Source organism: Meiothermus rufus DSM 22234 (assembly GCF_000423425.1).
GTDB classification, from domain to species: Bacteria; Deinococcota; Deinococci; order Deinococcales; family Thermaceae; genus Meiothermus; species Meiothermus rufus.
The window spans coordinates 58,301-81,985 of record NZ_AUHY01000003.1 but is presented as its reverse complement, the minus strand read 5'-3'; the positions used below and the strand labels follow the sequence as shown (position 1 = coordinate 81,985).

The following is a 23,685-nucleotide window of genomic DNA, read 5'->3' as shown; positions in this document are numbered from 1 at the left end:
ACCAGGTCCTGGATCTCCTTCCAGCTCTTTTTACTTTCACGCAGGGCTTTGACCAGTCGGAGCTTGCGCAGACGTTCCTTGACCTCTGGGTCGCCTGCTTTGGCCTCGGCCAGCCTCTGTGCTTGTCTAGCGCCTTGCCATATCTCTCGGCCAACGGTGGTAAACTGCCGCTGGGGCACCTCCTTTCTTGGTTGGTTCCCCTCTTTTTATCCCAGCTTAGAGTCTCACATGTGTTTGTCCGGGTTCAGCTTGGATTGCCCTAAAGAGCTAAGCCCTCGGTGTTTATGCCCTATACTGAAGGGGTGCGTAGCCTTTTGTTTTTGGCGCTGATCGCTGCGGGGGTGTACTTTTACGCCGAGCGCTTTGGTTTGGCGGTAGGCTATGCGCCCTTCACGCCGGTGTTGTACTGGAACTACACCGGTGAGCTGCGCAACCAAGTGCGGGCCACAGGAACGCGGGCGTTCATTAAGGTGATTGTGGAGGGTGAGCTGCGCAAGGGCAGCCTCGAGGTAGAGATACGCCGTTCGGGCCAGAGCGGGCCGGGCCTGGTTAAGCGTTACCAGGGCCGTTTTGCTGAGGAGATTCGCCAGCCGGTGGACGCCAGCCTTTACGACGTCATCTTCCGTTTCAAAGAGGCTCGAGGCCAAGTACGCATGGACTGGGTGGCGGCGCGCAACGAGTTCTGACCTCTAGGCACAAAGCCCAGGGGTGTGCTAGACTTGTGGGCGGTTTGCCTCGAGGCTGCCGTGGTTTGTTGCAGCCCTAAATGGCAAGTTCGGAGAACTATGGCACAGAAAAAAACCGCTCGCAACCCTTCGGCCATGAAGCGCCACCGCCAGTCGCTGAAGCGGCGCGCCCGCAACAAGGCCAAGATGTCGGCCATCAAGACCGTCAGCAAGAAGGCGGTAGCCTTGGCCAAGGAAGGCAACGCCAGTGAGGCCATCCGGGTAATGCGCTATGCCGAGAGCCTGATTGACAAAGCCGCCAAAGGTTCTACCCTGCACAAGAACGCGGCTAGCCGTCGCAAGTCCCGCTTGATGAGCAAGGTGCATCAGCTTTTGCAAGGGGCTAAAGCCTAGGAGTCGAGCATGGGCAAAGGGGATCGTCGTACTCGTCGGGGCAAGATTTTCCGGGGCTCATACGGCAAGTGCCGCCCCCGGAAGAAGTAAGGGGTTTTTGGGCCGGGAGCTACCCCCGGCCTGGGAGGCCTAGCTGGTGTTTTTGTTTATGCCAAAGGTACTGGGCCTCCTCTAAAGCCAGGGTTAGCCTGGCCTTTAGCTGCTGCCGGTAGCGCGATGCCCGGCCTCCCCCGGTCTCGAAGGCCTGCAGGTAGGCCAGGGTGAAGGCCAGGTCGCCCACTTGGCCAAAGCTCTCCTGTAGCGCTTTGATGGCCTTGGTTTCTAGCTCGAGCCACTCCCGGGCGTAGCGCAGCCGGCGCAAGGCCCGGCGCAGGGCGTGCAAGTGTTCTAGCTGGCCTGTTTGTTCCCAGATGCTGGCCCGCCGCCCGACCCGCTCTTCCAGGCGCTCCAGCCGTGCCTGGGCCACCGAGCGTACCAGGGGGGGCAGAGTGGCCAAGGCTGCCAGCAGACCGGCCAAGCGGGAGGAGTTCAGCAGGGGAACGAAAGCCTGGCGGGCTTGCTTTAGCTCTTCTTGGGCCCAGCGTCGAAAGGAAGGGGAGAGGTCTGGGTGTTGTAGCAAGACCTCGAGGTCGCGTACCCGGCCTGCGCACTGCACCAGCCAAGCCAGGTCGTCCTGCAAAACCCGTAGCCCAGCCAGCTCGAGCCAGACCCGCAGCCGCCGCCCAGCCACCCGCACCTGATGAACCCCCTCGGGGTCCTGGCCTTGGCGGGCTATGGGCAGGTGCTTTTCCAGGTGATGCAGCCAGGGGGTCAAGGGAAGACCGGCATCGGCCATGTCCCTAGCATAAGGCACCCTCCAGCCGGGCCGCGTTGCCTTGGGTTGTGGCCCTGGAATAGACTCCTGGCATGGCGCTACACCCCTTGGCAGGCCAGCCCGCACCGCAGGGTTTCTTGGCCAACATTCCCCGGCTCTTAAGCAGCTACTATGCCCTAAAGCCCGATCCCCATAACCCAGCCCAGCAGGTGGTTTTCGGTACCAGCGGTCACCGGGGCACCTCGCTTTCCGGCAGTTTCAACGAGATCCATATCCTAGCTATCGCCCAGGCAGTGGCGGAATACCGTGCTAAACGAGGTATCAATGGCCCCTTGTTCCTGGGGATGGACACCCATGCCCTCTCGGAGGCAGCCTGGATCAGCGCGGTAGAGGTGCTCACCGCCAACGGGGTAGAGGTATGGGCGGATCAGGAGCGAGGCTACACCCCAACCCCCTTGGTCTCCCATGCCATCCTGGAGTACAACCGGGGCCGGGTAAGTGGGTTGGCCGATGGCATCGTCATCACCCCCAGCCACAACCCCCCCCAGGACGGAGGCTTCAAGTACAACCCGCCCAATGGAGGCCCAGCCGATACTGGGGTGACCCAGGCCATCCAGGCCCGGGCCAACCAGATTCTCCTCGAGGGCCTGGAGATAAAGCGCTGGCCGTTGCAGAGGGCCTTGCAGGTTGTGCGCCCCTTTGACTTCATCACCCCTTATGTGGGCCAGTTAGAAAGCGTCGTCGACATCAGGGCCATCCGGGCCGCTGGGGTGCGCCTAGGGGTCGACCCGTTGGGCGGGGCCTCGCTTGCGGTATGGCAGCGCATTGCCGAGGTATACGGCTTGAACCTGCGAGTGGTTAACGAGCAGATAGACCCCCGTTTTGCCTTCATGACCCTGGATAAAGACGGTAAGATTCGCATGGACTGCTCCTCGCCCTACGCGATGGCCTCGTTGATTGGGCTAAAGGAGCGCTTCGACATCGCCATCGGCAACGACCCGGACGCCGACCGGCACGGCATTGTAACCCCCGATGGGTTGATGAACCCTAACCACTACCTGGCGGTGGCGGTCCTCTACCTCTACTCGCACCGGCTCCAGTGGGGCCCCGGGTTGGGGGTGGGCAAAACCCTGGTCAGCAGCAGCATGATTGACCGAGTGGCGGCCTACCTGGGCCGCCGTCTGGTGGAGGTGCCCGTAGGGTTCAAGTACTTTGTGGAGGGGCTATTGCAAGGGAGTCTGGGTTTCGCTGGAGAGGAAAGCGCCGGGGCCTCTTTTCTGCGCATGGACGGCACGGCCTGGAGCACCGATAAGGACGGAATTATTTTGGGTTTGCTAGCTGCTGAGATTCTGGCCCGCACCGGCCAATCGCCCAGCCAGCATTACCGCGAACTGGAAGCGCGTTTTGGGGCCCCGGCCTATAGCCGAGTAGACGCTGAGGCCAACAGCGTTCAGAAAAAGGTATTGGCCAGTCTCTCGCCCGAGATGGTCACGGCTACCCATCTGGCGGGTGAGCCCATCCTGGCTAAGCTGACCCGCGCTCCGGGCAACGGTGAGCCCATCGGGGGCTTGAAGGTGGTGACCGAGAACGCCTGGTTTGCCGCCCGTCCCTCTGGAACCGAGGAGGTGTACAAGATTTACGCGGAAAGTTTCAAGGGGCCGGAACACCTCGATCAGGTCTTGCAGGAGGCCAAAGCGCTGGTAAGCGCCGCTTTCAGGGCGGCGGGTGTATAAAGACAGGCTCAAGGCCAAGGTTAACTTTGGCTGAACGGCCTCTCACCCCTCCAGAACGGGTTAACCTACCCTAGGGGTGAGGAGGAAGGTATGAAGCGAGCGTTCTCAACCATGACCATCGGACTTCTGCTGTCGAGCGTAGCCTTGGCTGCGCCTGAGCTAAGCCCCCAGGGCATCATCGTCAATCCGCTGCCCACCGACCTGCAGGTGCGGGTCTGGGTCAACAAGGACCCGGGCAAGACCGGCAACCCGGTCTACCAGATCGGCGAGCGTATCCAGGTCTCGGTGCAGGTCAACCAAGAAGCCTATGTCTACCTGTTTAGCGTAAAGTCTACCGGCGAAATCGGCCTGATTCTGCCCAATGCTTACGACCAGAACAACCGGCTTGCTGCGGGCGAGGTACGCACCTTCCCTCCGGCCAGTGGGGCGCGGTATGCCCTCGAGGTGGGGGGGCCTGAGGGGCAGGACCGGGTGCTGGCCGTGGCCAGCCGTCAGCCGCTTTCCCTGGCTCAGATCGCCGATATCCAGACCGGGCGGGTGAGTCTTCGGGGGGCCGATAATCTGGCCCGGGCCCTTTCGATTGTGGTTAGCCCGCTGCCCCAGCAAGACTGGGTCTCCGATGTAGCCTTCTTCGTGGTGGGCCGGGCTGCGGTGACACCAGTACCCCAGCCTCAGCCCCAGCCGGGCACTGGCACCCTGAGCGTGAACTCCACTCCCAGCGGGGCTCAGGTACTCCTGGAGGGGCGGGTCGTGGGGAACACCCCCCTCAACCTGGTGTTGCGTCCGGGCCGGGTAGACCTCGAGCTGCGCCTGGGAGGCTACCAGAATTTCCGTACCACGGTGCAAATTCGCCCAGGTGAGACCACCGTGGTTAATGCTACCCTGGCTCCGGCGGTACAGAATGGCCTGCTGCAGATTAGCTCTAGCCCTTCAGGGGCCCAGGTGTTCCTAAACGGGCGTGGGGTGGGCAACACCCCCCTCAGCCTGAGCGTGCCGCCGGGCCGCTATGAGCTGGAGCTACGGCTGGAGGGCTACCAGAACTTCCGAACCACGGTGGTGGTGGGCAACGGCCAGACCGTGCCGGTGAGCGCCAACCTGCAGGCCTTGCGGGGTTCATTGGAGGTTTTCACCAACGTAGAAGCGCGAATTTTCCTGGATGGTCGGGAGGTGGGCCAGAGCCGCGGCGGTTTTCTGCGCCTGGAGAACCTGGAGGGCCGGGTTGTGCAGGTAGTGGCCCTGGCGCCGGGCTACCGGGTGGCCTTCCGCGAGGTGCGGGTGGAGCCAGGCCGGGTGCAGCAGGTACGCCTCGAGCTTTCGCCTGCTCGCTAATATCACCCCACCGTGAGAAGTCACGGTGGGGGCCCTGACAGGGTACTTACCTTGCAGCCCAAAAATAAAAGCAGAAGCCAAAGCGAGGCCCCCTTCGGGGGGCTTGGCTTGTGCTAGGGATTAGTCGTCCCAGCGCCTGGGGCGGAGGCGTGCCTCCAGGCGTCGCCAGCCGTAAGCTAGGGCACCAACCAGCCCGGCGCCAACCGCCAGTACCCATAGGGTGGCGATGAGCCAGAACACCAGGAACAGGGCCACGCCTCCCGCCAGGATTAGCCCGAGCACCCCTAGGGGGCCTCGAGGGAGGTAGAGATGGAATGACCTCACCTTTTCAAGATAAGGCTAAAGCCATGAGGCGGATGATGAGACAAAAGGGGTAGATCCTTGGGTGATTTTTGGCCCCGGGCTCCCAGGGTGTGGCCTATAATGCCCTCTATATGCCAGGCTCCGAAAGCCTCCCCATGGTTTTCGCCGCGGCCATGACCGACCCGGGCCGCAAACGGGCCCTCAACGAGGACGCGGTTAGCCAGTTGATTACCAGCTACGGCGGTATTTTCATTGTGGCCGACGGCATGGGGGGGCACCGCACCGGGGAGGTGGCCTCGCAGATGGCGGTAGCGCAGATCGTCGATTTGCTCAGGCGCAGCGAACCCTCTCCGCAAGGCCTTTTGGAAGCCTACGAGGCCGCTAACGAGGCCATCTACCTGGCAGGGCAGAAGCCAGAGTCGCGCGGGATGGGCACCACCTGTACTGCGCTGTGGCTGGATCTACCCTATGCGCTGATCGCCCATGTGGGCGACTCGAGGGCTTACCTGCTGCGCGATGGCGAGCTGGTGCAGCTCACCCAGGACCATTCCTGGGTAGCCGACCGGGTACGCCAGGGCTTGCTTACCGAGGAGGAGGCCCGCCACCACCGCTGGCGCAACGTGATTACCAATGCCCTAGGCTCTTTTCCCAGTGCCCGGGTCGATTTGGTCGGCCTAAAGGTTCAGCCGGGAGATGTTTTCCTGCTCTGCTCAGACGGGCTAAGTGGGGTGTTGGAAGACCGGGTGCTGGCGGAAATTATCCTGACCAATCCCCCTGAGCCAGCGGTAGCCAAGCTCATCAAACTGGCCAACGACTGGGGTGGTCCCGACAACATCAGCGCGGTTGTGGTTACGATTGGCAGCCAGGTGCCGCAAAACCCCCGGCCCTATGCTTTGCCGCTGGAGGCCAGCGGTGGTCAGCCGGTGTGCTTGCAAAGCGGCACCGACCCGGAAGTGCTCACCACCCAGATTGTCGAACCGCAAAAACCACCTAGCTTCTGGCAGCGCTGGGGCAACCTCGTCCTGCTTTTGTTGTGGTTCGGTCTGTTGGGGTTTGTGCTGTTCAACCAATTTGGCGGTAAAAGCTCACCTTAGGGCAGCGATCAGTAGGATCGCTGCTTTACCTGAAGCCCCTGGGCCTCGAAGTAGCTGACCAGCCAGGCCACTGTAGCCCGTACTCCGGCAGTGCTGAGGGGGGCCCCAAAGCGGCTGAGGCCCACGTATAGGCCATGGCTGCTGGGACGGGCTTCCAGGAGCAGGTCTTGTACCAAGTCCTCCTCCTCGAGGTGGGTGTGGAAGTAGTACCCTCCTTCAGGGCTCAAGGCCTGGGTTGCCTCGAGCAGCACTGCTGTACCGCCGGGGAAGCGAACCACGGTTTTCTCGAAAGCGTTTAGCCTAGGTAGGGAGCCGGTTAGGATAGCGTGGGGCACGGGATACCTCGCTATGGGGGGCCAAGGGGTGGGGTCCTCGGCGATTTTTTGAAAAACCGCATAGTAGAAGCGACGCCCCTGGGCACGCCACTTCAGGGCGTACTTGGTGGTCAGGTGGAACTCGGGGGGAGGAGGGGTCTCGATGGTGAAGAGCCCGCTGGCCTGGGCTTCAGCCTGGGCAAAGTGCCAATAGGCTTCGTGGTCGGTGGTCAGCAAAAGGGCTCCCCCTTCGGCCAAGCGGGTGGAAAGGCGCTGGAAAAAGCCCCGCTGGAGTAGGCGGTTTTCCTCGTGCTTGGCTTTGGGCCAGGGGTCGGGAAAGTTGACGTAAACCTTGTGTAGGCTGCGCGGGGCCACCAGGTTACGCAGAGCGAAAGTGGCCTGGCCATGGTAGACCCAGACGTTTTGGATTCCCTCGCGGTGGAAGCGGCCCAAGGCCCGGGCCACCGAGCCTGCCGATTTTTCCACACCCAGAATCTGCCACTCGGGGTATAGGCGGGCTATCTGAGCAGTGAAATGCCCATCGCCGAAGCCTATCTCCAAAACTTGGGGCTGCTGGGGCAGGGGGAACTGGGCCTCGCCGGCGCGAATCAACACGAAAAGACATTATACGGGTAAGGCCATGGGGTTTTGGCGATGAGTGGTAGACTTTAGGCATGGTGGATGTGGGCCTCGAGCAAGCCTTTGCCAAGGTGCGGGCTTTCCTGGAGGGGGATTTCGAACACCCCGGCCTCACCCTCTACGACTTACAAAACCTGGTGGGTTATAACAGCCGAATCAAGACCGACGGCCCGCTTTCCTACACCATGCCACCCGAACCCGCCCTATCAGGGGTCACGGCGGTGCGTCTGTACTACTACCCCAAAGACCCTGAGGTCACCCTGATCGTTGAAATCGAAGACAAGCAGCGCAAGCGCCACTTTCGACACTTCAAGTGGAACGGCATTTCTTGGACTGCTCCTCACGGCCTTAAGTCCAACCTGACCGCCACCCGTGAGGCTCTACCGGCCATTGAGGAGGTGGGAGGAGACTTTTTTCTGGGGTTTGCCCCCGAGGAAGCACGGGAGCTGGCCGAGGCCATCCGCCGCGGCGAGGCGGCTGGGGCCAAATACATGCTCTGCACCCGCGACAACACCCGGGTATTCTATGGCCCTTCGAGCTCACCCCCTACGGTTCCTTGTCCGCGCTGTGGCAACACCAATGTGATCTTTAAAACCCTTACCCTGGCCACTCCGGAAGACCGTATCGAGGCTATCCTGCGCGAGCAGCGGGCGCTGCGCCAGGCCCTCGAGGACTTGCTGCTCTACCTCAAGCGCAAGCTTGGTCCTTAATCCTGGGTTGCCTTGTTTGGGCATACTTCACCGCCTGCTTTGGCCCAGGCTTTTAGACTGGCCTGGTGGAGTTGCTTTGGTTGCTTCTTGGTTTGTTTAGCTTGGTGGCCTTGGTGGTCGTTTGGCAGAAGGGGCGTCTGGCAGAAGCCAATAGGGCTCCCATCCCCTACCGCAAAAAGCCAACCTTGCTCAGTCCTGCTGAACGCTCCTTTTACGGCGCGTTGCAGCGGGTGGCGGGAGAGGCCTACCGGGTTCAGGTCAAGGTGCGTCTGGCCGACCTCATTCAGCCAGCCTCAGGCTTATCTCGCTCAGACTGGCGTAGGGCCTTCAATCGCATTGCCCAAAAACACGTGGATTTCGTGCTGGTTAAGCCATCTACCTTCGAGGTGGTTTGTGCCATCGAACTAGACGATGCCTCCCACGCCCAAGAGGAGCGTAAGAGGCGGGGCGGCTTTGTGGAAGAGGCCCTTCGCTCAGCCGGCCTGCCTCTAATCCGCGTTCCGGCCAAGAGCGGATATACCCTGCAAGAGGTACGTGCCTGGCTGGGTTGGGAGGCCTGAGCTTCTTGCAGGGGACGAGCTGCCTTAATGGAGCCTGTGAGGGCCATCTGGTTTTGCCATTTGATAAAAGTTTTTTATGTGCTGTAAAAAACGGATTCCCTTACGTTTTTCCTCAGGAATATCTGCTGTAATGTAACTTCGGAAACAAAGTGGAGCGTCGAGGGTGCGCCGACGCTGCAACAGCAAGCCTAGTCGGAAAAGGAGCCGCGTATGGTAGAAGATCGTGAACTGATAGCCGCCCGCGCCGGCCTCTCTGCCGAGGAGCAGCTTCGGCTTGAGGACCTGGAGAACCAGGAGTGGCGGGAAAGCCTAGAGTACGTGCTGCGCAGTGCTGGGCGTGACCGGGTCGCTCAGCTAATGGAGATGTTGGAGAACTACGCCTACCGCCAGGGCGTGGTCATCCACGACAAGGTCAACACCCCCTACGTCAACACCATCTCCCTCGAGCACCAGCCGCCTTACCCGGGTGACCTCGAGCTCGAGCGACGCATTGCCAACATCCTGCGCTGGAACACTATTGCCATCGTGCAGCAGGCTAACAAAAAGGCCGATGGCATCGGGGGGCATATCTCCACCTATGCCAGCATCGCCGAGCTAATGGAGATGGGCTTCAACCACTTCTTTCGCGGCCCCGAGTCCCCCGATCGCGATCTGGTTTTCTACCAAGGGCATATGTCGCCAGGCGTCTATGCCCGCAGCTTCCTGGAGGGCCGGCTTTCCGAGGAGGACCTGGGTAAGTTTCGCCGCGAGCTTCTGGGTGGGCCTGGGCGGGGGCTTTCCAGCTACCCGCACCCCTGGCTGATGCCCGACTACTGGGAGTTTCCCACCGTTTCTATGGGCCTGGGGCCTTTGCAAGCCATTTACCAGGCCCGCTTCATGCGCTACCTGGAAGACCGGGGCCTTAAGCCCAAGACCAACGCCAAGGTCTGGGCCTTTCTGGGCGACGGCGAGCAGGACGAGGTGGAAACCCTAGGCGGCCTGCGGGTGGCGGCCTACGAGGAACTCGACAACCTGGTCTTTGTCATCAACGCCAACCTGCAGCGCCTGGATGGGCCGGTGCGGGGCAACTCCAAGGTGATCCAGGAGCTGGAAAGTGTCTATCGCGGCAACGGCTGGAATGTGATTAAGGTCATCTGGGGCAGCGCCTGGGATGAGCTATTTGCCCGCGACAGTGAAGGGGTGCTGCTCGAGCGCATGGAGCAGCTGGTGGACGGCGAGAGCCAGCGCTACGCAGCCTATGGGGCCAAGGAGCTACGCGAGCGCTTTTTCAACACCCCGGCCCTGCAAAAGCTCATCGAGGGGATGAGCGACGAGGACCTGGATCGGTTGGCCCTCTCGCGGGGTGGGCACGACCACCAGAAGGTCTACGCTGCCTTCAAGGCCGCCATGGAACACCGCGGCTCCCCCACGGTCATCATTGCCCGCACTGTTAAGGGCTACGGTCTGGGGCCTACGGCCCAGGCCAAGAACGTGGCCCACCAGGTCAAGAAGCTCACCCTGGAGGATCTGCGCGAGGCCCGCGACTTTCTAGGCATCCCCATTCCCGACGAGGAGCTGGAGAAAACCCCCTTCTACCATCCCGGCCCCGACTCGCCCGAGGTGCGCTATATGCTGGCGCGCCGGCAAGCTTTGGGGGGCCTGATTCCTACCCGGCGGGTGCCCGAGTACCGCATCCAGACCCCCGATCTGGCTTTTTTCGAGGAGTTTTTGGCGGGTTCGGGTGGGCGGGAGATTTCCACCACCATGGCTTTTGTCCGCATGCTGACCAAGCTGGTGCGGCACCCTGATGTGGGTAAATACATCGTGCCCATCGTGCCGGATGAGGCCCGCACCTTCGGCATGGAAGGGGTGATTGCCTCGGTGGGCATCTACTCGCCCAAGGGCCAGCTTTACATCCCGGTAGATGCTGGAACCGTGACGGTCTACCGCGAGTCCCAGACCGGCCAGCTTTTGCAAGAAGGGATCAACGAAGCCGGGGCCATGTGCAGCTTTATCGCTGCGGGCACTGCCTATGCCCATTACGGCATCCCCACCATTCCCTTCTACATCTACTACTCGATGTTTGGCCTGCAACGGGTGGGGGATTTTGTCTGGGCTGCCGGCGACCAGCGAACCAAAGGCTTCCTGTTGGGGGCTACGGCGGGGCGCACGACCCTGAATGGGGAAGGGCTACAGCACCAGGACGGCCACTCCCATGTGTTGGCCCTGCCCGTGCCTAACCTGATGGCCTACGATCCGGCTTTTGCCTATGAGCTGGCGGTTATCTTGCAAGACGGGATGAAGCGCATGTACCAAGATGGGGAGGACATCTTCTATTACATCACCCTGATGAACGAGAACTACCCCCAGCCCCCCATGCCCGAGCCACGCGAGGAGACCCACCAGGGCATTTTGAAAGGCCTCTACCTTTTCAAAAAGAGCGAGCTGAAAAAGCCCAAGGCCCGGGTGCAGCTTTTGGGTAGTGGGACTATCCTAAACGAGGTCATCAAGGCTGCGGGGATGCTCGAGGCCTATGGGGTGGCTGCCGATGTGTGGAGTGTGACCAGCTACAAGGCCCTTTACTACGATGCCATCGAGACCGCCCGCCACAACCGCCTAAACCCCGGCAGCAAGGCCCGGCTATGCTACGCGGCCCAGTGCCTCAACCCCACCGAGGGGCCCATTGTGGCGGCCTCGGACTACATGAAGGTGCTGCCCGATGCCCTCTCGGGTTACCTCAACCGGCCCATTCACAGCCTGGGTACCGATGGCTATGGGCGTAGCGATACCCGCGAGGCCCTGCGCGAATTTTTCGAGGTGAATGCCCAGCATGTGGTGGTGGCCGCATTGGCGGCGCTGCGCGGTGAGGGCAAGATCAACCTCAATACCCTCCAGGAAGCCATTCAAAAGCTGGGCCTAAAGCCCCATCCAGAACCCCCGCACAAGCGCTGACAGAACACGTCGAGGTGCATGGTATGGCTGAACTCAAACTACCCGATCTAGGCGACAACGTGACCTCCGCGGTGGTGGTGGGGGTACTGATTAAGGAAGGCGACATGGTGGCCGCTGGGCAGCCGGTGCTGGAACTCGAGACCGACAAAGCGGTGATGGAGGCCCCGGCCTCTGAGGGGGGCACGGTCACCAAGGTAATGGTCAAACCTGGTGACGAGGTGAAAAGTGGGCAGGTGATCGCCCTTTTGGGCGAGGCTACCGTGCAAACCCCTGCTCCTACCCCGGCTAAGCCAGAGGAAGCCCCCGCCCCCTCGAGCCCAGCCCCTATAGCCACCCCAGCTAGACCGACACCCCCACCAGGGGAGCGCCGCCTGATTCCGGCGGCTCCTAGCGTGCGACGCTTGGCCCGCGAGATGGGGGTCAACCTGCGTGAAGTCTTGGGCAGTGGGCCGGCATACCGTATCTCGGAGCAGGATGTGCGCCGTTATGCTACAGGAGCCGCGCCCCAGGTGGCTCCGACCCCCAGTCCAACCGCCTTGGCCCTGCCGGATTTCAGCAAGTTTGGCCCAGTGCGCCGCGAAGCCATGTCCGGGGTTCGCCGGGCCACGGTGCGCAGCATGGCCCAGGCTTGGAGCACCATTCCCATGGTGACTCATTTCGACAAGGCTGATATCACCGAGATGGAGGCTTTGCGCAAAAAGCTCAGCCCCAAAGCGGAGAAGCAAGGGGCCAAGCTGACCATGACCGCTATTTTGCTCAAGATAGCTGCGGCGGCCCTGCAGCGCTTCCCCAAGTTCAACGCCTCCATTGACACTGCCAGCAATGAGATTATCTACAAAGACTACATCCACATCGGGGTGGCGGTGGATACGCCCACTGGCCTTTTGGTGCCGGTTATCCGCGATGTGGACAGAAAGGGGGTGTTCGCCCTGGCCGCCGAGCTGGCCGAGGTGGCAGCCAAGGCCCGGGAGCGCAAACTCACCCCGGAGGAGATGCAAGGGGCTAGCTTTACCATCTCCAACCTAGGGGGCATTGGCGGGGTGGGCTTCACCCCCATCGTCAACTGGCCCGAGGTGGCCATCCTGGGGGTCTCGCGCAGCAGCATAGAGCCGGTGTGGAACCCCGAGAAGGAGGGGTTTGAGCCGCGCAACCTGATGCCTTTTTCCCTTTCCTACGACCACCGCCTGATTGACGGAGCGGATGCGGCGCGCTTCTGCCGTTTTGTGGCTGAGCTCTTGGAAGAGCCGGTGCTGCTGGGCTTTGCAGGGTAGCCGATAGACCCCTCTCCCAAGGAGGGGTCTATGCTGGTGGTGTGGGCGCTTCTCTCAAGCCATTCCTGGCCCGGATCTGGGCTAGCACAGCCTCGACCACTTCTTCCAGCTCGAGCGCGCTGGTGTCTAGCACAATGGCGTCGTCCGCCGGGAGGCTTTGTTGCTGATCGGCCTGGTCGCGTCGGATGATCTCGGCCAGCACGGTATCCAAAGCCACATTGCGCTCGAGCATGCGGCGCTGGGCCCGAACCTCGGGGCGAGCGGTGAGGTAGAACTTGTGTTGGGCCTGGGGGAATACCGCCCGGCCCATGTCCCGCCCATCCACCACAAAGGGTGGGGGGATACGGCGCAACACCTGGTTGACGTAGGCGCGAATCCTTGGGCGCTTCGCCACCGCCGAGACCACGCGGTCGACCTCGAGGCTGTGCAAAGCCTCGGTGACATCCTCCCCATCGAGCAGTACGCGGTTGCTCTGGGCGGTGGGCTCGAGGCTCAGGAGGTGCTTTTCCAGGTGGCTTTCTACCTCCTCTGCGGAAACCCTCTGGCGCAGGCCCAAGAGCGCCACGGCCCGGTACAGTAGGCCGCTGGAGACATAGGGAATGCCCAGACGCTGGGCTACCCGCCGAGCCACGCTGGTTTTGCCTGAAGCCGAGGGGCCGTCTATGGTGATGATGGGGTTCATACAATGACCAAGGGTTAGGGGGTTTGGGCGAGTTGCGCTAGGTCTTCCCAGAAGCTAGGGAAGCTGATGCTAGCCCATTCAGCCTCGAGCACCCGTACCCCGCAGGGCAGGCCACAGACCGCAAAAGCCATGGCGATGCGGTGGTCGTGGAAAGGCTGCACCACCCCCGGCGAGACCCCTCCCCCCCAGATGCGCAGCCAGTCTGGGCCGGCCTCCACCCGCACCCCCAGGTTTTGCAGGTTTTGCGCAATGGCGGTGAGCCGGTCGGACTCCTTGACCCGGAGTTCTTCTAGGTTGGGGATGTAGGTCTGCCCCTCGGCCCAGGCCGCCGCTGCGGCCAGCACCGGCACCTCGTCCACCATTAGCGGAATCAACCGGGGGTCGACCGATATCCCCTTGAGCGCCGAGGAGCGGGCCCGAATCCAACCCACCGGTTCGCCGGCCTGTCCTTCAGTAACGGCCCACTCGAGGTCGGCCCCCATCTCTTTGAGCACGGTGAGTAGCCCAGTACGGGTGGGGTTCAGCCCCACCCCCTCCAGGGTGACCTCCGAGTCGGGGGTGATGAGGGCAGCCACGAGGAAGAAGGCCGCGCTGCTGATATCCCCTGGCACCACCAGGTCGCGAGCCGGGAAGGGGTCGGCCCGGCGGGTACGCACCAGGTTGCCCTCGACCTCGAGGGGTAGGCCATAGTGGCGGAAGGCGCGCTCGGTGTGGTCGCGGGTAGGGGCGGGTTCCACCACCTCGGTGTCCTCATCGGCGAACAGGCCGGCCAATAGCACCGTGCTTTTGACCTGGGCGCTAGCTACTGGTAGCTCGTAGTGGATGCCGCTTAGCCCCCCCCCGCGGATGGCCAGGGGGGCCAGCCGGCCATTATCCCGCCCCTCGATGCGGGCCCCCATCTGGCGCAAGGGGGTGGTGACCCGGCCCATGGGGCGCCGGCGCAGCGAAGCATCGCCGCTTAGCACAGCGAACATCTCCTGCCCGGCCAGTACCCCTGCCAGCAGGCGGATCAAGGTGCCTGCATTGCCGCAGTCCAGCACATCGCCGGGCTCTTGCAGCCGGAGGCCCACCCCGCGGATGTGAAAATGGGCCCCCTCCTCGCGGATATCCGCCCCCAACTGCCGCATGGCCTGGGCGGTGGAGAGGGTGTCGCCGGCTTTGAGCGGGTAATAGAGGGTGCTTTCGCCCTGGGCCAGGGAGGCCAGAATCAGGCCCCGGTGGGTGACCGATTTATCGCCAGGGACGCGCAAGATGCCCCGCAGAGATCGCGTAGGGGGGATGAGCCGTTCCATAAGTCCAAGCGGGATTATATCGTGGGGGTGGCCGGGGTGGGTGCGGTATAGTGGGTCGGTATGGATGCAGGGCATAACGCACCGGAGCCGCGCTACTGGGAGAAGTTGCGCACTATAGCCGGGATTCTGCGCGAGCTCGAGGGCCCCATCGTTGTCGTCAGCCATGTAGACCCCGACGGCGATGCCATTGGTTCCTCGCTGGGGTTGGCTCGAGCCCTCCGCACCTTAGATAAGGACGTGCGCTGGATTGCCGAGCCACCGCGCTTCCTGCGCTTTTTGGCTCGGGAAGACGAGTACGCCGACCCGGTTGAGCACCTGCCCGAGGGAGCCACGCTGGTGGTGCTGGACGCTGCCGAACCGGGCCGGGTGGCTGGGGCGCCGGTAGAGGGCTTCGTCGTCAACATCGATCACCACGGAACCAACCCCCGCTTTGGCTATCTGGCCTTGGTAGACCCCTCTAAGGCGGCCACCGCCCAGATCGTCAAAGACCTGATCGATACCCTGGAGGTTCCCTGGAGTAGCGATATCGCTACGCCCGTCTTGACCGGCTTAATCACCGACACGGGTAACTTTCGCTTCTCCAACACCACCCCCGAGGTGCTGCGCACGGCTGCCGAGCTGGTAGGGTATGGGGTACACCTGGCCGAACTCACCGACCGCCTCCAGTGGCGGCCTCCTGGCTACTATAAGGCTATGGGGGCCGTTCTCTCCACAGTGGAGTTCCACTTTGGTGGCCTACTGGTGACGGCCCATATGCCTCCTGGGGTCAGTGTGGAAGACTCCGACGACTTCGTGGGCCTTATCCGCTATGCCGAAGGCTCGCAAATCGCCGTTTTCCTACGGGAGCGCGAGGAGGGGGTGGTCAAGCTCAGCATCCGCAGCCGGGGCGGCCTCTCGGCCCAGGCGGTGGCGGTCAGGCTGGGGGGTGGGGGGCATGTGCCGGCGGCGGGGGCTACCCTGCGCGGGGTAACTTTGGCCCAGGCCTACCCGCAAGTCTTGGCCGCGGTGGAGGAGGAGCTGCGGCGGCTGGGGTATATCTGATGCCACCCCACCCCGACGCAGCCAGGGTGGGGGCCCCGGTAATGCCCTTGATAAGCCCATAGCGCTTGCTCCGGTGGTGAGGGTTTCAGTGAAGGAGGATAACCTTGAGTAATCCTTAAAATAACCGTGGTTCGGTTGTTGTGCCTTACCCGTGGGTGTATGATTGATCTGAGGTGATAGCCTTGAAGAAACCTGCGCTTTTTACTACGCTATCCGCACTGGCCCTTGCGTTTGGCCTGTTCACGAGCGCCCAGCAGGCTGTGGCCCAGGCCAGCCCCCTTTACGCCCAATGCCAGGGCTGCCACCAGCCTACCGGTGCGGGCATTCCTGGGGTCTTCCCCCCTCTGGCGGGCCATGTGCCGGAGATTCTTGCCGTTAAGGGAGGCCGCGAGTACCTGATCCAGGTGATGCTGTATGGCCTACAGGGGCAAATTACCGTAAAAGGGACTAGGTACCAGGGGGTTATGCCGGCCTTCGCCCAGCTCAAAGACGAGGAGATTGCGGCGTTGTTGAACCACATCGCCACCCAGTGGGGCAATAAGTTCCCTGCAGGGCAGCAGGCTTTCACCGCTGCTGAGGTCAGGGCTCAGCGGGCCAAGACCATGACCGCGGCCCAGGTACTGGAAGCCCGCAACAAGCTTGGTCTGAAGTAGGCCCTGCAACAGATAAGCCCACCCCACGGGTGGGCTTTTTGCTGTAGGCATTAGATAATCTTGCGCAGCAGGGTGGCAATCTGCCGCTTGCCCATCTCGGCATCGTCAGCTTGGGTCTCCCAGGCCCTTAGGTACTCCTCCAGCACCACGCTAGCCACTGCGTCCAGGGCCTTGCGGGTAGCCTGAATCTGATCCAATAGCTCGCCAAACGAGCGTCCTTCCTCGGCCATGCGCTGCAAACCCCGAACCTGCCCCTCAATGCGCCTAAGGCGGCGGAGAACACCCTCCAGAGCCTCGGAATTGGTGAAGCTTTCCTCTGGCGGTCTACCCGGATTCATTGGCCCCTCCACACAGCGCTACAGCCGCTCTTGCAACCACTCGGGGGTGATTTTGAGGAAGAAGCTGTTGAGCTGGGTATAGGTGCCAGTAAGCAGCAGAATGCCCACCGCAATGAGCACCAACCCTGCAGTTATTTCCACCGCATGGGACAGCCGTGCAGCCCGGCGCAGTAGGCTTTTGGCCCGGTCAGCAAAAAGGGCCACCAGCAGAAAGGGAACAGCCAGCCCCAAAATATAGGCGACCAAGAGGTGTACCCCCCCACCGGCGGCGGTTAGGGTGAGGATACCTCCCAGAATGGGGCCGATACAGGGAGTCCAGCCCAGCCCCAGTACCACGCCCAGCACGAAAGCGCCCCAGGGACGGTCGGTGGGGCCTTCGTAACGCAGGTTGACCCCCCATCTGGGCCTGAGGCCCAGCATGTACAGGCCCAAGAGGATCATGACCCCACCGCCAATCCGTCCCAGCAGGTCGCGGTACTCGAACAAAAGCCCGCCCAACAGGGTAAAGGGCAGCCCCAGCAGGAAGAAGATGGCCGAAAAACCCAGCACGAAAAAAACCGCGTTACGCAGGGGGAGGCCCCGCTGCCCCCCCAGGTACAGCAGATAGGTGGGTACCAGGGGGAGCACGCAGGGGGAGAGAAAGGAAAGAAAACCGGCTAGGAAGGCAATGGGCAGGCTTAGGCTCATAGGCACTACCCTACTACGGGGCAGGTAGTGGGCGCTTTGGTGTGTTCAGCGTAGGGGATCACGGTGGCTTTAGTTACTTCCTCGCGGGCCCTGGCCGTGGTGCGGAACAGATCGCGCAGGGCCTGGCTTTGGGCGCGGAAGAAGGCATCGAACTGGGGGTTACCCAAAAAGCCCACCGCGTAGGCCTCGTCCTTGGCGGCGTCGTACTCCAGGGCCACGGCAGCCAGGGCGTGGGGGGCTGGTCCGCCTTTGACCTCTCCGCCCCGGCTCACATCAAAAGCTGAAAGGTGGGCGCAGCAGACCATACGGGGCCCCCGGTTGCCCTCGGGCTTGTAGTAGCCCATGGCTCCCAAGCTTGGCGAGGCGTAGCTGTAGGCGTGGGGGCAGATGCTGGTATAGGCCACGATGCTTCTGTTCTTGCCCACCCCGCCAGGCCAGCGATAGTTTTTACCGTCGGGCATTTTGACGTCCACAGCTGCAAGTTCCACTCCCAGATTGACCAGGATGTTGGGGGTGGCAGCGAAGGGGTAGGCAAACACGAAAGGCTGGTGGGGCTCGAGGCTGCTCAGCTTGAAGGGATTACCCGCCTTATCTACCAGTAGGGCTTTTTGGAAGGTATTAAGGCTGCTCTGGGCCCGAACGAACTCGAGCATCCCCAAAGGGGAGAGCTTGAGCAGCAGGCCCAGCGAAGTGCCTTTGGCTAAAAGGTCAAGAAAGTTGCGGCGATCCATGCCATAACCTCAGGGGAGCTTGAGCCAGGGGAAACGCTTTTGCGTGGTGGGGTCGAGTTCCAGCAAGGCCCGGGCCGGCATTTCTACCTTAGGTAGGGTCTGGGCGTTCATGGGCTCGCTCCCATCGATGATGCCGTTTTGGTAGAGCATGTAGGCCACTACTGCGTACACCTCATCGTTACTCAGGATACCGGGGTTGGTAAAGGGCATGGCCCGCCGGGTGTAGTCGAAGAGGGTGGTAGCGTATTGCCAGTAGTTGCCGATAGCGAAGTCCACCGCGTCCACATCCTTGGTGATGGGGAAGGGCTCGGAGACCAACCGGGTGAAGGCCCCCCCCTCGCCGCTGGCGCCGTGGCAGCCAGCGCAGTGGATAGCATAGACCTTGGCTCCCTCATCCACGGTACCTTCGCCAGGGGGCAGCCCCACCCCGTTGGCCAGAATGGAGGGCCGAATGTTCCATTCCTGCACCTCTTGCTCGCTAAGGGGGGTGCCGATCTGGTAGCGCCCCTGGGCCAGTACCAGGGCCGGGATGGCCAGGGCCAAAAAGGTTGCGTAGAGCCACTTGCGCCGCATCACGACTCACCTCCGCAGCCGCCACGGCCTACTGCTCCGAGCCGGGAGGGGGCCCCAGCCAGGGTTTTGTCGCCGTTGACCACCTTGCCATCCGCCCCAATCCGCCAGGCCTGGATGGCGTTGTAGTGGTAGCGGTTGTTGCGGGCCCACTTGGCGAAAAACTCCTCCTGGGTGGGCTGGACATGACCTTTTTCGTCAGTGGCGCGGCTCATGATGACCGTCTCGCGCCCGTCCCAGACCCAGTTGTACTTGAAGCGCACCGCCGAAAGCGCATCGGGGGCAGGCTCGAGGGTGGCCGCCCGCCAAGTCTGCCCGCCGTCCACGGAGATGTCCACCCGGCGGATACGCCCATGCCCGCTCCAGGCCAGGCCGCGTATTTCGTGGAAGCCCCGGCCAATCTGCTGCAGCCCCGAAGGGTAGGTGATGATGGACTGGGGATCCATAATCCAGGTGAAGGCCCAGATTTTGCCGCTGCTCATGACGTCGGTGTACTCCGAGGTCTCGTCCTTGCTCATCACCGGGGTATCGGTCACCTGGATGCGGCGCAGCCATTTGACCTGGATGCTGCCCTCCCAGCCTGGCACCACCAGCCGCACCGGGTAGCCCTGTTCGGGCCGGATGGCCTCACCGTTCTGAGCGTAGGCCACCAGCACATCCTCGAGGGCCTTCTCCAGCGGCAGGCTGCGGGTATAGGCTGCGGCATCCTGGCCCTCGGGAATCAGCCAGCGGGCCCCTTCCTTAAGGCCGGCCTCCTTCAAAAGAATCGAAAGCGGCACCCCGGTCCAGGAGGAGTTGGACATCAGACCCCGGCTGCGGGTGGCGGTCAGGGTCATGTCGGGGGGGTTGCGGTAGCCGTTCTGCCCGTTGCCCGCGCACTCGATAAAGTAGGTGCGGGTGACCGAAGGGAAGCGCTTGAGGTCTTGCAGGGTGAACATCAGGGGGCGCTCAACCATGCCGTGGATAACCAGCCGGTAGTCGGCAGGGTTCACGTTGGGCACACCGCCATGGTGCCGCTCGAAGTGCAGCGAGCTGGGTGTAATCACCCCATCCAGCTTGTCCAGCGGGGTGAAGTTAGCCCCGGTGTGGCGACTGCGCAGGTTGGGCGAGATGTAGCGGATCACATCCTTTTCAAACTCGCTGCGCTCGCCGTATTCCCGCAGGGTAGCCCCCAGCACCTTCATGGTCTCGGTGGCCCCGGGGGGAAACTTGCTTTGGGCCATTCCAGGCGAGAGCTTGAGCAGAGCTCCCGCGGTCATGCCCTTACCGAGGAGTTGAAGTAGTTTTCTGCGGTTCATGCCTTGCTGTTCTCCTGCGTAGGCCCTTCAGCGCGGAAGAGCGGAAAACAGGGGGTGGGGCACCCCACCCCCGTAGGTTTTTAGGTTTCAGGGCCGAACATATCGCTCCACAGGCCGCGGGCCCACTCTAAGGCCAAGCCACCGTTTTGCTTGGAGCGGGTATTGTCCACCGTGGACTGCTGCCGTACCTGCCGGGCTGCCTCGTCCCAGTTGTGTTTGTGCGAGACCCAGATGGACTCCTCACTGTTTACGAAGCTGTAGCAGATGTTGTCGGGCAGAGGGTTGGGGATTTCCTCGAGGCGTTTGCCGGCAATGCGCTGGGCGATGTGCTCGGCTACGATCTTCCCGTCGTTGTAGGCCACCTGCCCGCTCTTGGGGTAGGGCACGTTGCCCATCACATCGCCGATCACATAGACCCGGTCGTCGCGCTCGGAGAGGAAGGTGGGCAGGCGCACGTTGGCCCAGCGGTCGCCCAGGCCGGCGGTACGCACAATCTCCCCGGCCTTCATGGGAGGAATGATGTTGGCCAGGTCGAACTTAAACTCGCCCAGAGGGGTCTGGACGGTTTTCTTGGCGTAGTCAATGGCGGTGACTTCGGCCTGGGGGATGTACTGGATGTAGTCCTTGTAGAGGTCGTTATAGGCCGCGGTGAAGCCGGGTCCCTTGGAGATGGGGCCGGGGTTGGCATCCAGCACGATGACCTTGCCCTTGATCTGGTTGGTCTTGAGGTAGTAGGCCAGCATGGCCGCGCGCTCGTAAGGGCCTGGGGGGCAGCGGTAGGGTGGGCGGGGAATGGCCAGCACCAGGTCGCCCCCCTCGAAGCGGTCGAGTTGCCGCTTGAGGGCGATGTGTTCCCAGGGCTTGAAGCCTACCGGCAGGAACTGTTTGACCTCGCTATAGCCCTGGATAGCCTCGTACATATAGTCAATGCCGGGGGAGACCACCAGGTAGTTATAGAAGATGATGCCGCTGGCGGTGCGCACGTACCGGCCAGCCCGGTTGACCTCCAGGGCCCGCTCGTTCACGATGGTCACCCCGGCCTTGGCCACGTTGGCGTAGTCGAAGACGATAAAGTCCAGATCCTTTACCCCGCCCAGGTAGAGGTTGCTCATGGGGCAGGACATAAAGGCCGGGTTCTTCTCGATCAGCACCACCTCGATGTTGGGGTTTTTGCGGCGCAAATGGCGGGCCGTGCTAATACCCCCCCAGCCACCCCCAATGATCACCACCCGGTTGCCCCGGGCGGGGCCCAGCACGCTCGAGGGCTTGGAAAAAAACTCCTGAGCGAAGCCGCTGGTGGCGGCAGCCGCGCCGGCGGCCACGCCAGCCTTGAGGAACTTGCGACGGGTTACTTTGCTCATCTTGGCCTCCCTACTCACCCAATCCAAAAGCTGTTGTGGGCTTCTAGTCACATCTCCTTCCGATTGGGCTTGTCATGAGCTTATCAAAAAAAGCCTGGCTGCGTGAAAGCCTATAGCCATAGGTTATGCCGGCTATTGCCCAGGGCGATAGGGCTGGCCACCCACCGACTCAATAATCTGGCTCATCACCCGGCGGGCTTCCTGCAGCATGCCCATGGTGGGTTGGCTCTGTGCCACACCCGGCATGATGCCCATTAGCATGGGCTCAATGGCCCCCACCAGCACCCCATCGGGCATGGGCGCTACGAAGAAACGGCAAGGGGCGGCAAACCCACCAGCGGGCTGGGTGGTGAACATCTGGTAGGCCCACTCGCTCTTGCAGGGCTGGATGCCGGCCACGGGTCCCATCATCACCGTGGGGAGCACGTTGAGGCCGTTGTTGCCCAGCTCGCTTTCAATTAAGAGGGTGATCTCCTCCACGCTGGCACCTTCCACCTTGTACAGCATAGCGGGCAGCATGCCGGAGCTGGGATCGGGCATCATGGCCGGGGCCACCCGCTGGGGCAGGCCCAGGCTGGCGATGATGGCTTTGAGCTTAGCTCCTAGCAGGCGGCTTTTGGTGTTTTTAACCCCCAGCATGCCAAACATTAGGTCGGGGTCGAAGGTGCCTACCGTGACCACTCCTGGCCGGGCGGCGTGCACGTAGATGGTGGGGGGCAGGATAATGGCGGTCATTACGTTTTCCTGCACCGCGGCCAGTACGCCGGCCTCGGGCTCCAAGACCAAGAGCAGGTAGTCGGGGAAGTCGGCCCGGAAGTTCTTGACCTGGCCGCCCAGGTTTAGGGTACGGGCCACCTTCAGGCCCTGGGCGTTGACTGCCGCCTCCACCCGGGCTTGGGCCTCGGCCACACTCAGGCCCCGCAGGGTGGTTTCCAGCGACTGGGCTAGGGCAGAGATGGAAAGGGCCAAAGCCAACAAAACCAGCGAAAACCACTTGATGTTCATACGCCTCCTAGGGTCGTTGTACCGGCAGGTTTAGCTCCAACCAGGCGCGAAACCCACCACTCAGGTTCTTAACCTCGGTGTAGCCCAAAGCCCGTAAGTAAGCTGCTGCCACCGCGCTTACGTGCCCGGTGCCGCAGTAGACCAGGATGGGCTTGTCTTTCTCTTTGGGGAGTTCGCCCAGACGGTCGGGGAGCTGGCTGATGTGAATTTGTACCGAGCCGGGGATGAACCCTCGAGCCCGCTCCTCGTTGGTGCGGACATCCAGGATGAAGGGTTCGAAAACCTCTACGTAGTCCTTGACTTCGGCAGCGTAGAGCAGGTAGCTGGCCGGATTGATTTTTTTGATGAAGCTCCCCATCTGGAGAAGGGCCAAGGGGGTCATCTCCTGGGCCTGGGCTAGGCTACCTAGTACCAGCCACATCAGCCACCATCGGCGCATAGTCTCCTCCTACCGGGTGAAACCGGGCATCTCGGTGAAGTTGTTCTTGCCCCGGGTGGCCTCGGCCAGCATGTACATGGAAAGGGCGATGTAGGGCTCGGAGTAGAACTCAGGGGGATGGATGCCTACGGACTCGTAACAGAAGGCGATGCGATCCTGCAAGGTATAGAGCTTGTCGGCCTCAAAGCGGTAGGCCGGCCACTCGTTGGAAAGCCCCTGGCGCGGGCTACGCACCGGGGAGAGCCGCACCTTGCCCCCGGCGTAGGCATCGTGGCAGATAGCGCAGTTCATGTCGCGGTCGCCCGCCCGGTGGAACCAGAGTTCGCGCCCCAGGTTGTACATGGCGATCTCCTGCGAGGTTTTGGGCACCACGTTGATGGGCATCTCGCTGGATTTGGAGGCCACAAAGGCGGTCAGGGCTTTGATGTCTTCCCGTGTAATCTGTTCGGGGCGGAAGCCTTGCAGATTAATCATGCAGCTACGGATGCGGGTCTCGAGGTCCTCCACCCGGCGGGTGTCGGGGAAGTAGCGGGGTAGTTGGGTCAGGGCCCCCTCGAGCTTCCCCGGGCCCAGGCCGAAGTCACAGGCCTCGAGGCTGGTGTTCTTCGGCCCCCGCTTAGCGTAGAAAAGCTCCTCCCCCTGGGCAGCGTACAGCTCGCCAGGCAGAATCCCGGCGGTCTGGCGGAAAAGTTCCCGCTGTCGCTCGGCTTCTTTGTAGGGGTCTAGTTCCTGTGTCTGGGTAAGGGCAATGCTCAGGCCCAACCCCAGCGCCAACAAAAATCCGATCCAAAGGCTGCGGTCACGCATAGCA

General features: G+C 62.3%; 26 protein-coding genes and 1 pseudogene. 12 read left to right on the top strand and 15 right to left on the bottom strand.

The annotated features are described in order from the left end of the window. A pseudogene (locus tag G552_RS16455) lies at positions 1-179 on the bottom strand (integrase core domain-containing protein); the annotation flags it as partial. A 123-nt stretch (positions 180-302) separates the two neighbouring features. Here G552_RS16455 and G552_RS0100420 point away from each other — a divergent pair. The 3 genes from G552_RS0100420 (at position 303) to G552_RS15930 (ending at position 1,169) form a co-directional block, all read left to right on the top strand. Next, positions 303-686, top strand: a complete 384-nt coding sequence (locus G552_RS0100420; RefSeq protein WP_027881216.1) for a hypothetical protein — start codon at positions 303-305, stop codon at positions 684-686. 99 nt (positions 687-785) lie between these two features. Then, positions 786-1,079: a 30S ribosomal protein S20 gene (gene rpsT, locus G552_RS0100415; protein ID WP_027881215.1), complete on the top strand. Its 294-nt coding sequence runs from the start codon at positions 786-788 to the stop codon at positions 1,077-1,079. Positions 1,080-1,088: 9 nt separating this feature from the next. Next, the gene (locus G552_RS15930; RefSeq protein ID WP_084640339.1) at positions 1,089-1,169 is read left to right on the top strand and encodes a 30S ribosomal protein THX; all 81 of its coding nucleotides are present in this window, start codon (positions 1,089-1,091) and stop codon (positions 1,167-1,169) included. Positions 1,170-1,188: 19 nt separating this feature from the next. Here the strand turns inward: G552_RS15930 and G552_RS14480 are convergent, their stop codons facing one another. Next, positions 1,189-1,914, bottom strand: a complete 726-nt coding sequence (locus tag G552_RS14480) for a CHAD domain-containing protein (protein ID WP_051195618.1) — start codon at positions 1,912-1,914, stop codon at positions 1,189-1,191. 71 nt (positions 1,915-1,985) lie between these two features. Between G552_RS14480 and pgm the strand changes: the two genes are divergently transcribed. Together pgm and G552_RS0100400 are read left to right on the top strand one after the other, a co-directional pair. Continuing rightward, complete coding sequence (pgm, locus tag G552_RS0100405) at positions 1,986-3,626, top strand: phosphoglucomutase (alpha-D-glucose-1,6-bisphosphate-dependent) (protein ID WP_027881214.1); 1,641 nt, start codon at positions 1,986-1,988, stop codon at positions 3,624-3,626. Positions 3,627-3,716: 90 nt separating this feature from the next. After that, positions 3,717-4,955: a PEGA domain-containing protein gene (locus G552_RS0100400; protein WP_027881213.1), complete on the top strand. Its 1,239-nt coding sequence runs from the start codon at positions 3,717-3,719 to the stop codon at positions 4,953-4,955. A 120-nt stretch (positions 4,956-5,075) separates the two neighbouring features. Here the strand turns inward: G552_RS0100400 and G552_RS0100395 are convergent, their stop codons facing one another. Next, the gene (locus G552_RS0100395; protein WP_027881212.1) at positions 5,076-5,279 is read right to left on the bottom strand and encodes a hypothetical protein; all 204 of its coding nucleotides are present in this window, start codon (positions 5,277-5,279) and stop codon (positions 5,076-5,078) included. Between the two features lie 110 nt (positions 5,280-5,389). Here G552_RS0100395 and G552_RS0100390 point away from each other — a divergent pair, with 110 nt between their 5' ends. Beyond that, entirely contained in the window at positions 5,390-6,352 is a 963-nt protein-coding gene (locus tag G552_RS0100390; protein WP_027881211.1) for a Stp1/IreP family PP2C-type Ser/Thr phosphatase, read from the top strand. An 8-nt stretch (positions 6,353-6,360) separates the two neighbouring features. Here the strand turns inward: G552_RS0100390 and trmB are convergent, their stop codons facing one another. Beyond that, entirely contained in the window at positions 6,361-7,281 is a 921-nt protein-coding gene (gene trmB / locus G552_RS0100385; RefSeq protein ID WP_027881210.1) for a tRNA (guanine(46)-N(7))-methyltransferase TrmB, read from the bottom strand. A 59-nt stretch (positions 7,282-7,340) separates the two neighbouring features. Here trmB and G552_RS0100380 point away from each other — a divergent pair, with 59 nt between their 5' ends. From G552_RS0100380 to G552_RS0100365, 4 genes are all read left to right on the top strand, one after another. After that, on the top strand, positions 7,341-8,015 hold the full coding sequence (locus tag G552_RS0100380) for a hypothetical protein (protein WP_027881209.1): 675 nt from the start codon (positions 7,341-7,343) through the stop codon (positions 8,013-8,015). Positions 8,016-8,080: 65 nt separating this feature from the next. Next, positions 8,081-8,575, top strand: coding sequence for a DUF2726 domain-containing protein (locus G552_RS14475; RefSeq protein WP_051195617.1), 495 nt, complete (start codon positions 8,081-8,083; stop codon positions 8,573-8,575). Between the two features lie 210 nt (positions 8,576-8,785). Next, a complete protein-coding gene (gene aceE, locus G552_RS0100370) occupies positions 8,786-11,506 on the top strand; it encodes a pyruvate dehydrogenase (acetyl-transferring), homodimeric type (RefSeq protein ID WP_027881208.1) in 2,721 nt (906 codons plus the stop codon). A 23-nt stretch (positions 11,507-11,529) separates the two neighbouring features. Next, a complete protein-coding gene (locus tag G552_RS0100365; protein WP_027881207.1) occupies positions 11,530-12,777 on the top strand; it encodes a 2-oxo acid dehydrogenase subunit E2 in 1,248 nt (415 codons plus the stop codon). Between the two features lie 28 nt (positions 12,778-12,805). Here G552_RS0100365 and cmk read toward each other — a convergent pair whose 3' ends face one another. Together cmk and aroA are read right to left on the bottom strand one after the other, a co-directional pair. Next, positions 12,806-13,459 (bottom strand): (d)CMP kinase, encoded by a 654-nt coding sequence (cmk, locus tag G552_RS14470; RefSeq protein ID WP_051195616.1) that lies wholly within the window; start codon positions 13,457-13,459, stop codon positions 12,806-12,808. A gap of 14 nt (positions 13,460-13,473) precedes the next feature. Further along, entirely contained in the window at positions 13,474-14,751 is a 1,278-nt protein-coding gene (gene aroA / locus G552_RS0100355) for a 3-phosphoshikimate 1-carboxyvinyltransferase (RefSeq protein WP_027881206.1), read from the bottom strand. 60 nt (positions 14,752-14,811) lie between these two features. Between aroA and G552_RS0100350 the strand changes: the two genes are divergently transcribed. Both G552_RS0100350 and G552_RS0100345 read left to right on the top strand, forming a co-directional pair. Then, the gene (locus G552_RS0100350) at positions 14,812-15,792 is read left to right on the top strand and encodes a DHH family phosphoesterase (protein WP_027881205.1); all 981 of its coding nucleotides are present in this window, start codon (positions 14,812-14,814) and stop codon (positions 15,790-15,792) included. Between the two features lie 182 nt (positions 15,793-15,974). Further along, positions 15,975-16,445 (top strand): c-type cytochrome, encoded by a 471-nt coding sequence (locus tag G552_RS0100345; RefSeq protein WP_027881204.1) that lies wholly within the window; start codon positions 15,975-15,977, stop codon positions 16,443-16,445. Between the two features lie 50 nt (positions 16,446-16,495). Here the strand turns inward: G552_RS0100345 and G552_RS0100340 are convergent, their stop codons facing one another. The 9 genes from G552_RS0100340 to soxA all read right to left on the bottom strand — a co-directional run bounded on the left by G552_RS0100340 (position 16,496) and on the right by soxA (position 23,681). After that, positions 16,496-16,783 carry a metal-sensitive transcriptional regulator gene (locus G552_RS0100340; protein WP_051195615.1) on the bottom strand — a complete coding sequence of 96 codons (288 nt, stop codon included), beginning with the start codon at positions 16,781-16,783 and terminating at the stop codon, positions 16,496-16,498. A gap of 18 nt (positions 16,784-16,801) precedes the next feature. After that, positions 16,802-17,470 (bottom strand): cytochrome c biogenesis CcdA family protein, encoded by a 669-nt coding sequence (locus G552_RS0100335; protein WP_027881202.1) that lies wholly within the window; start codon positions 17,468-17,470, stop codon positions 16,802-16,804. A gap of 5 nt (positions 17,471-17,475) precedes the next feature. After that, positions 17,476-18,201, bottom strand: a complete 726-nt coding sequence (locus G552_RS0100330) for a Rieske 2Fe-2S domain-containing protein (protein WP_027881201.1) — start codon at positions 18,199-18,201, stop codon at positions 17,476-17,478. A gap of 9 nt (positions 18,202-18,210) precedes the next feature. Continuing rightward, the gene (locus tag G552_RS0100325) at positions 18,211-18,774 is read right to left on the bottom strand and encodes a c-type cytochrome (RefSeq protein WP_051195614.1); all 564 of its coding nucleotides are present in this window, start codon (positions 18,772-18,774) and stop codon (positions 18,211-18,213) included. Next, entirely contained in the window at positions 18,774-20,069 is a 1,296-nt protein-coding gene (soxC, locus tag G552_RS0100320; RefSeq protein WP_027881199.1) for a sulfite dehydrogenase, read from the bottom strand. Before soxC ends, G552_RS0100325 begins: the two co-directional genes overlap by 1 nt. 80 nt (positions 20,070-20,149) lie before the next feature. Next, positions 20,150-21,430 carry an FAD-dependent oxidoreductase gene (locus G552_RS0100315; RefSeq protein WP_027881198.1) on the bottom strand — a complete coding sequence of 427 codons (1,281 nt, stop codon included), beginning with the start codon at positions 21,428-21,430 and terminating at the stop codon, positions 20,150-20,152. 132 nt (positions 21,431-21,562) lie between these two features. Beyond that, positions 21,563-22,435 (bottom strand): DUF302 domain-containing protein, encoded by an 873-nt coding sequence (locus G552_RS0100310; RefSeq protein WP_027881197.1) that lies wholly within the window; start codon positions 22,433-22,435, stop codon positions 21,563-21,565. Between the two features lie 7 nt (positions 22,436-22,442). Further along, entirely contained in the window at positions 22,443-22,874 is a 432-nt protein-coding gene (locus G552_RS0100305; protein WP_027881196.1) for a rhodanese-like domain-containing protein, read from the bottom strand. Between the two features lie 9 nt (positions 22,875-22,883). Then, positions 22,884-23,681: a sulfur oxidation c-type cytochrome SoxA gene (gene soxA, locus G552_RS0100300; RefSeq protein ID WP_027881195.1), complete on the bottom strand. Its 798-nt coding sequence runs from the start codon at positions 23,679-23,681 to the stop codon at positions 22,884-22,886. Between the last annotated feature and the right edge of the window lie 4 nt (positions 23,682-23,685).

What these genes read in the sequence shown, in the direction of transcription:
- G552_RS14480 (WP_051195618.1), bottom strand. Translation starts at nt 1,914, where the DNA reads ATGGCCGATGCCGGTCTTCCCTTGACCCCCTGGCTGCATCACCTGGAA.
- cmk (WP_051195616.1), bottom strand. Translation starts at nt 13,459, where the DNA reads ATGAACCCCATCATCACCATAGACGGCCCCTCGGCTTCAGGCAAAACC.
- G552_RS0100325 (WP_051195614.1), bottom strand. Translation starts at nt 18,774, where the DNA reads ATGCGGCGCAAGTGGCTCTACGCAACCTTTTTGGCCCTGGCCATCCCG.
- aceE (WP_027881208.1), top strand. Translation starts at nt 8,786, where the DNA reads ATGGTAGAAGATCGTGAACTGATAGCCGCCCGCGCCGGCCTCTCTGCC.
- soxA (WP_027881195.1), bottom strand. Translation starts at nt 23,681, where the DNA reads ATGCGTGACCGCAGCCTTTGGATCGGATTTTTGTTGGCGCTGGGGTTG.
- G552_RS0100400 (WP_027881213.1), top strand. Translation starts at nt 3,717, where the DNA reads ATGAAGCGAGCGTTCTCAACCATGACCATCGGACTTCTGCTGTCGAGC.
- G552_RS0100330 (WP_027881201.1), bottom strand. Translation starts at nt 18,201, where the DNA reads ATGGATCGCCGCAACTTTCTTGACCTTTTAGCCAAAGGCACTTCGCTG.
- G552_RS0100380 (WP_027881209.1), top strand. Translation starts at nt 7,341, where the DNA reads ATGGTGGATGTGGGCCTCGAGCAAGCCTTTGCCAAGGTGCGGGCTTTC.
- G552_RS0100305 (WP_027881196.1), bottom strand. Translation starts at nt 22,874, where the DNA reads ATGCGCCGATGGTGGCTGATGTGGCTGGTACTAGGTAGCCTAGCCCAG.
- G552_RS0100350 (WP_027881205.1), top strand. Translation starts at nt 14,812, where the DNA reads ATGGATGCAGGGCATAACGCACCGGAGCCGCGCTACTGGGAGAAGTTG.
- pgm (WP_027881214.1), top strand. Translation starts at nt 1,986, where the DNA reads ATGGCGCTACACCCCTTGGCAGGCCAGCCCGCACCGCAGGGTTTCTTG.
- G552_RS15930 (WP_084640339.1), top strand. Translation starts at nt 1,089, where the DNA reads ATGGGCAAAGGGGATCGTCGTACTCGTCGGGGCAAGATTTTCCGGGGC.
- G552_RS0100315 (WP_027881198.1), bottom strand. Translation starts at nt 21,430, where the DNA reads ATGAGCAAAGTAACCCGTCGCAAGTTCCTCAAGGCTGGCGTGGCCGCC.
- G552_RS0100335 (WP_027881202.1), bottom strand. Translation starts at nt 17,470, where the DNA reads ATGAGCCTAAGCCTGCCCATTGCCTTCCTAGCCGGTTTTCTTTCCTTT.
- G552_RS0100310 (WP_027881197.1), bottom strand. Translation starts at nt 22,435, where the DNA reads ATGAACATCAAGTGGTTTTCGCTGGTTTTGTTGGCTTTGGCCCTTTCC.
- G552_RS0100340 (WP_051195615.1), bottom strand. Translation starts at nt 16,783, where the DNA reads ATGAATCCGGGTAGACCGCCAGAGGAAAGCTTCACCAATTCCGAGGCT.
- G552_RS0100390 (WP_027881211.1), top strand. Translation starts at nt 5,390, where the DNA reads ATGCCAGGCTCCGAAAGCCTCCCCATGGTTTTCGCCGCGGCCATGACC.
- aroA (WP_027881206.1), bottom strand. Translation starts at nt 14,751, where the DNA reads ATGGAACGGCTCATCCCCCCTACGCGATCTCTGCGGGGCATCTTGCGC.
- G552_RS0100365 (WP_027881207.1), top strand. Translation starts at nt 11,530, where the DNA reads ATGGCTGAACTCAAACTACCCGATCTAGGCGACAACGTGACCTCCGCG.
- soxC (WP_027881199.1), bottom strand. Translation starts at nt 20,069, where the DNA reads ATGAACCGCAGAAAACTACTTCAACTCCTCGGTAAGGGCATGACCGCG.
- rpsT (WP_027881215.1), top strand. Translation starts at nt 786, where the DNA reads ATGGCACAGAAAAAAACCGCTCGCAACCCTTCGGCCATGAAGCGCCAC.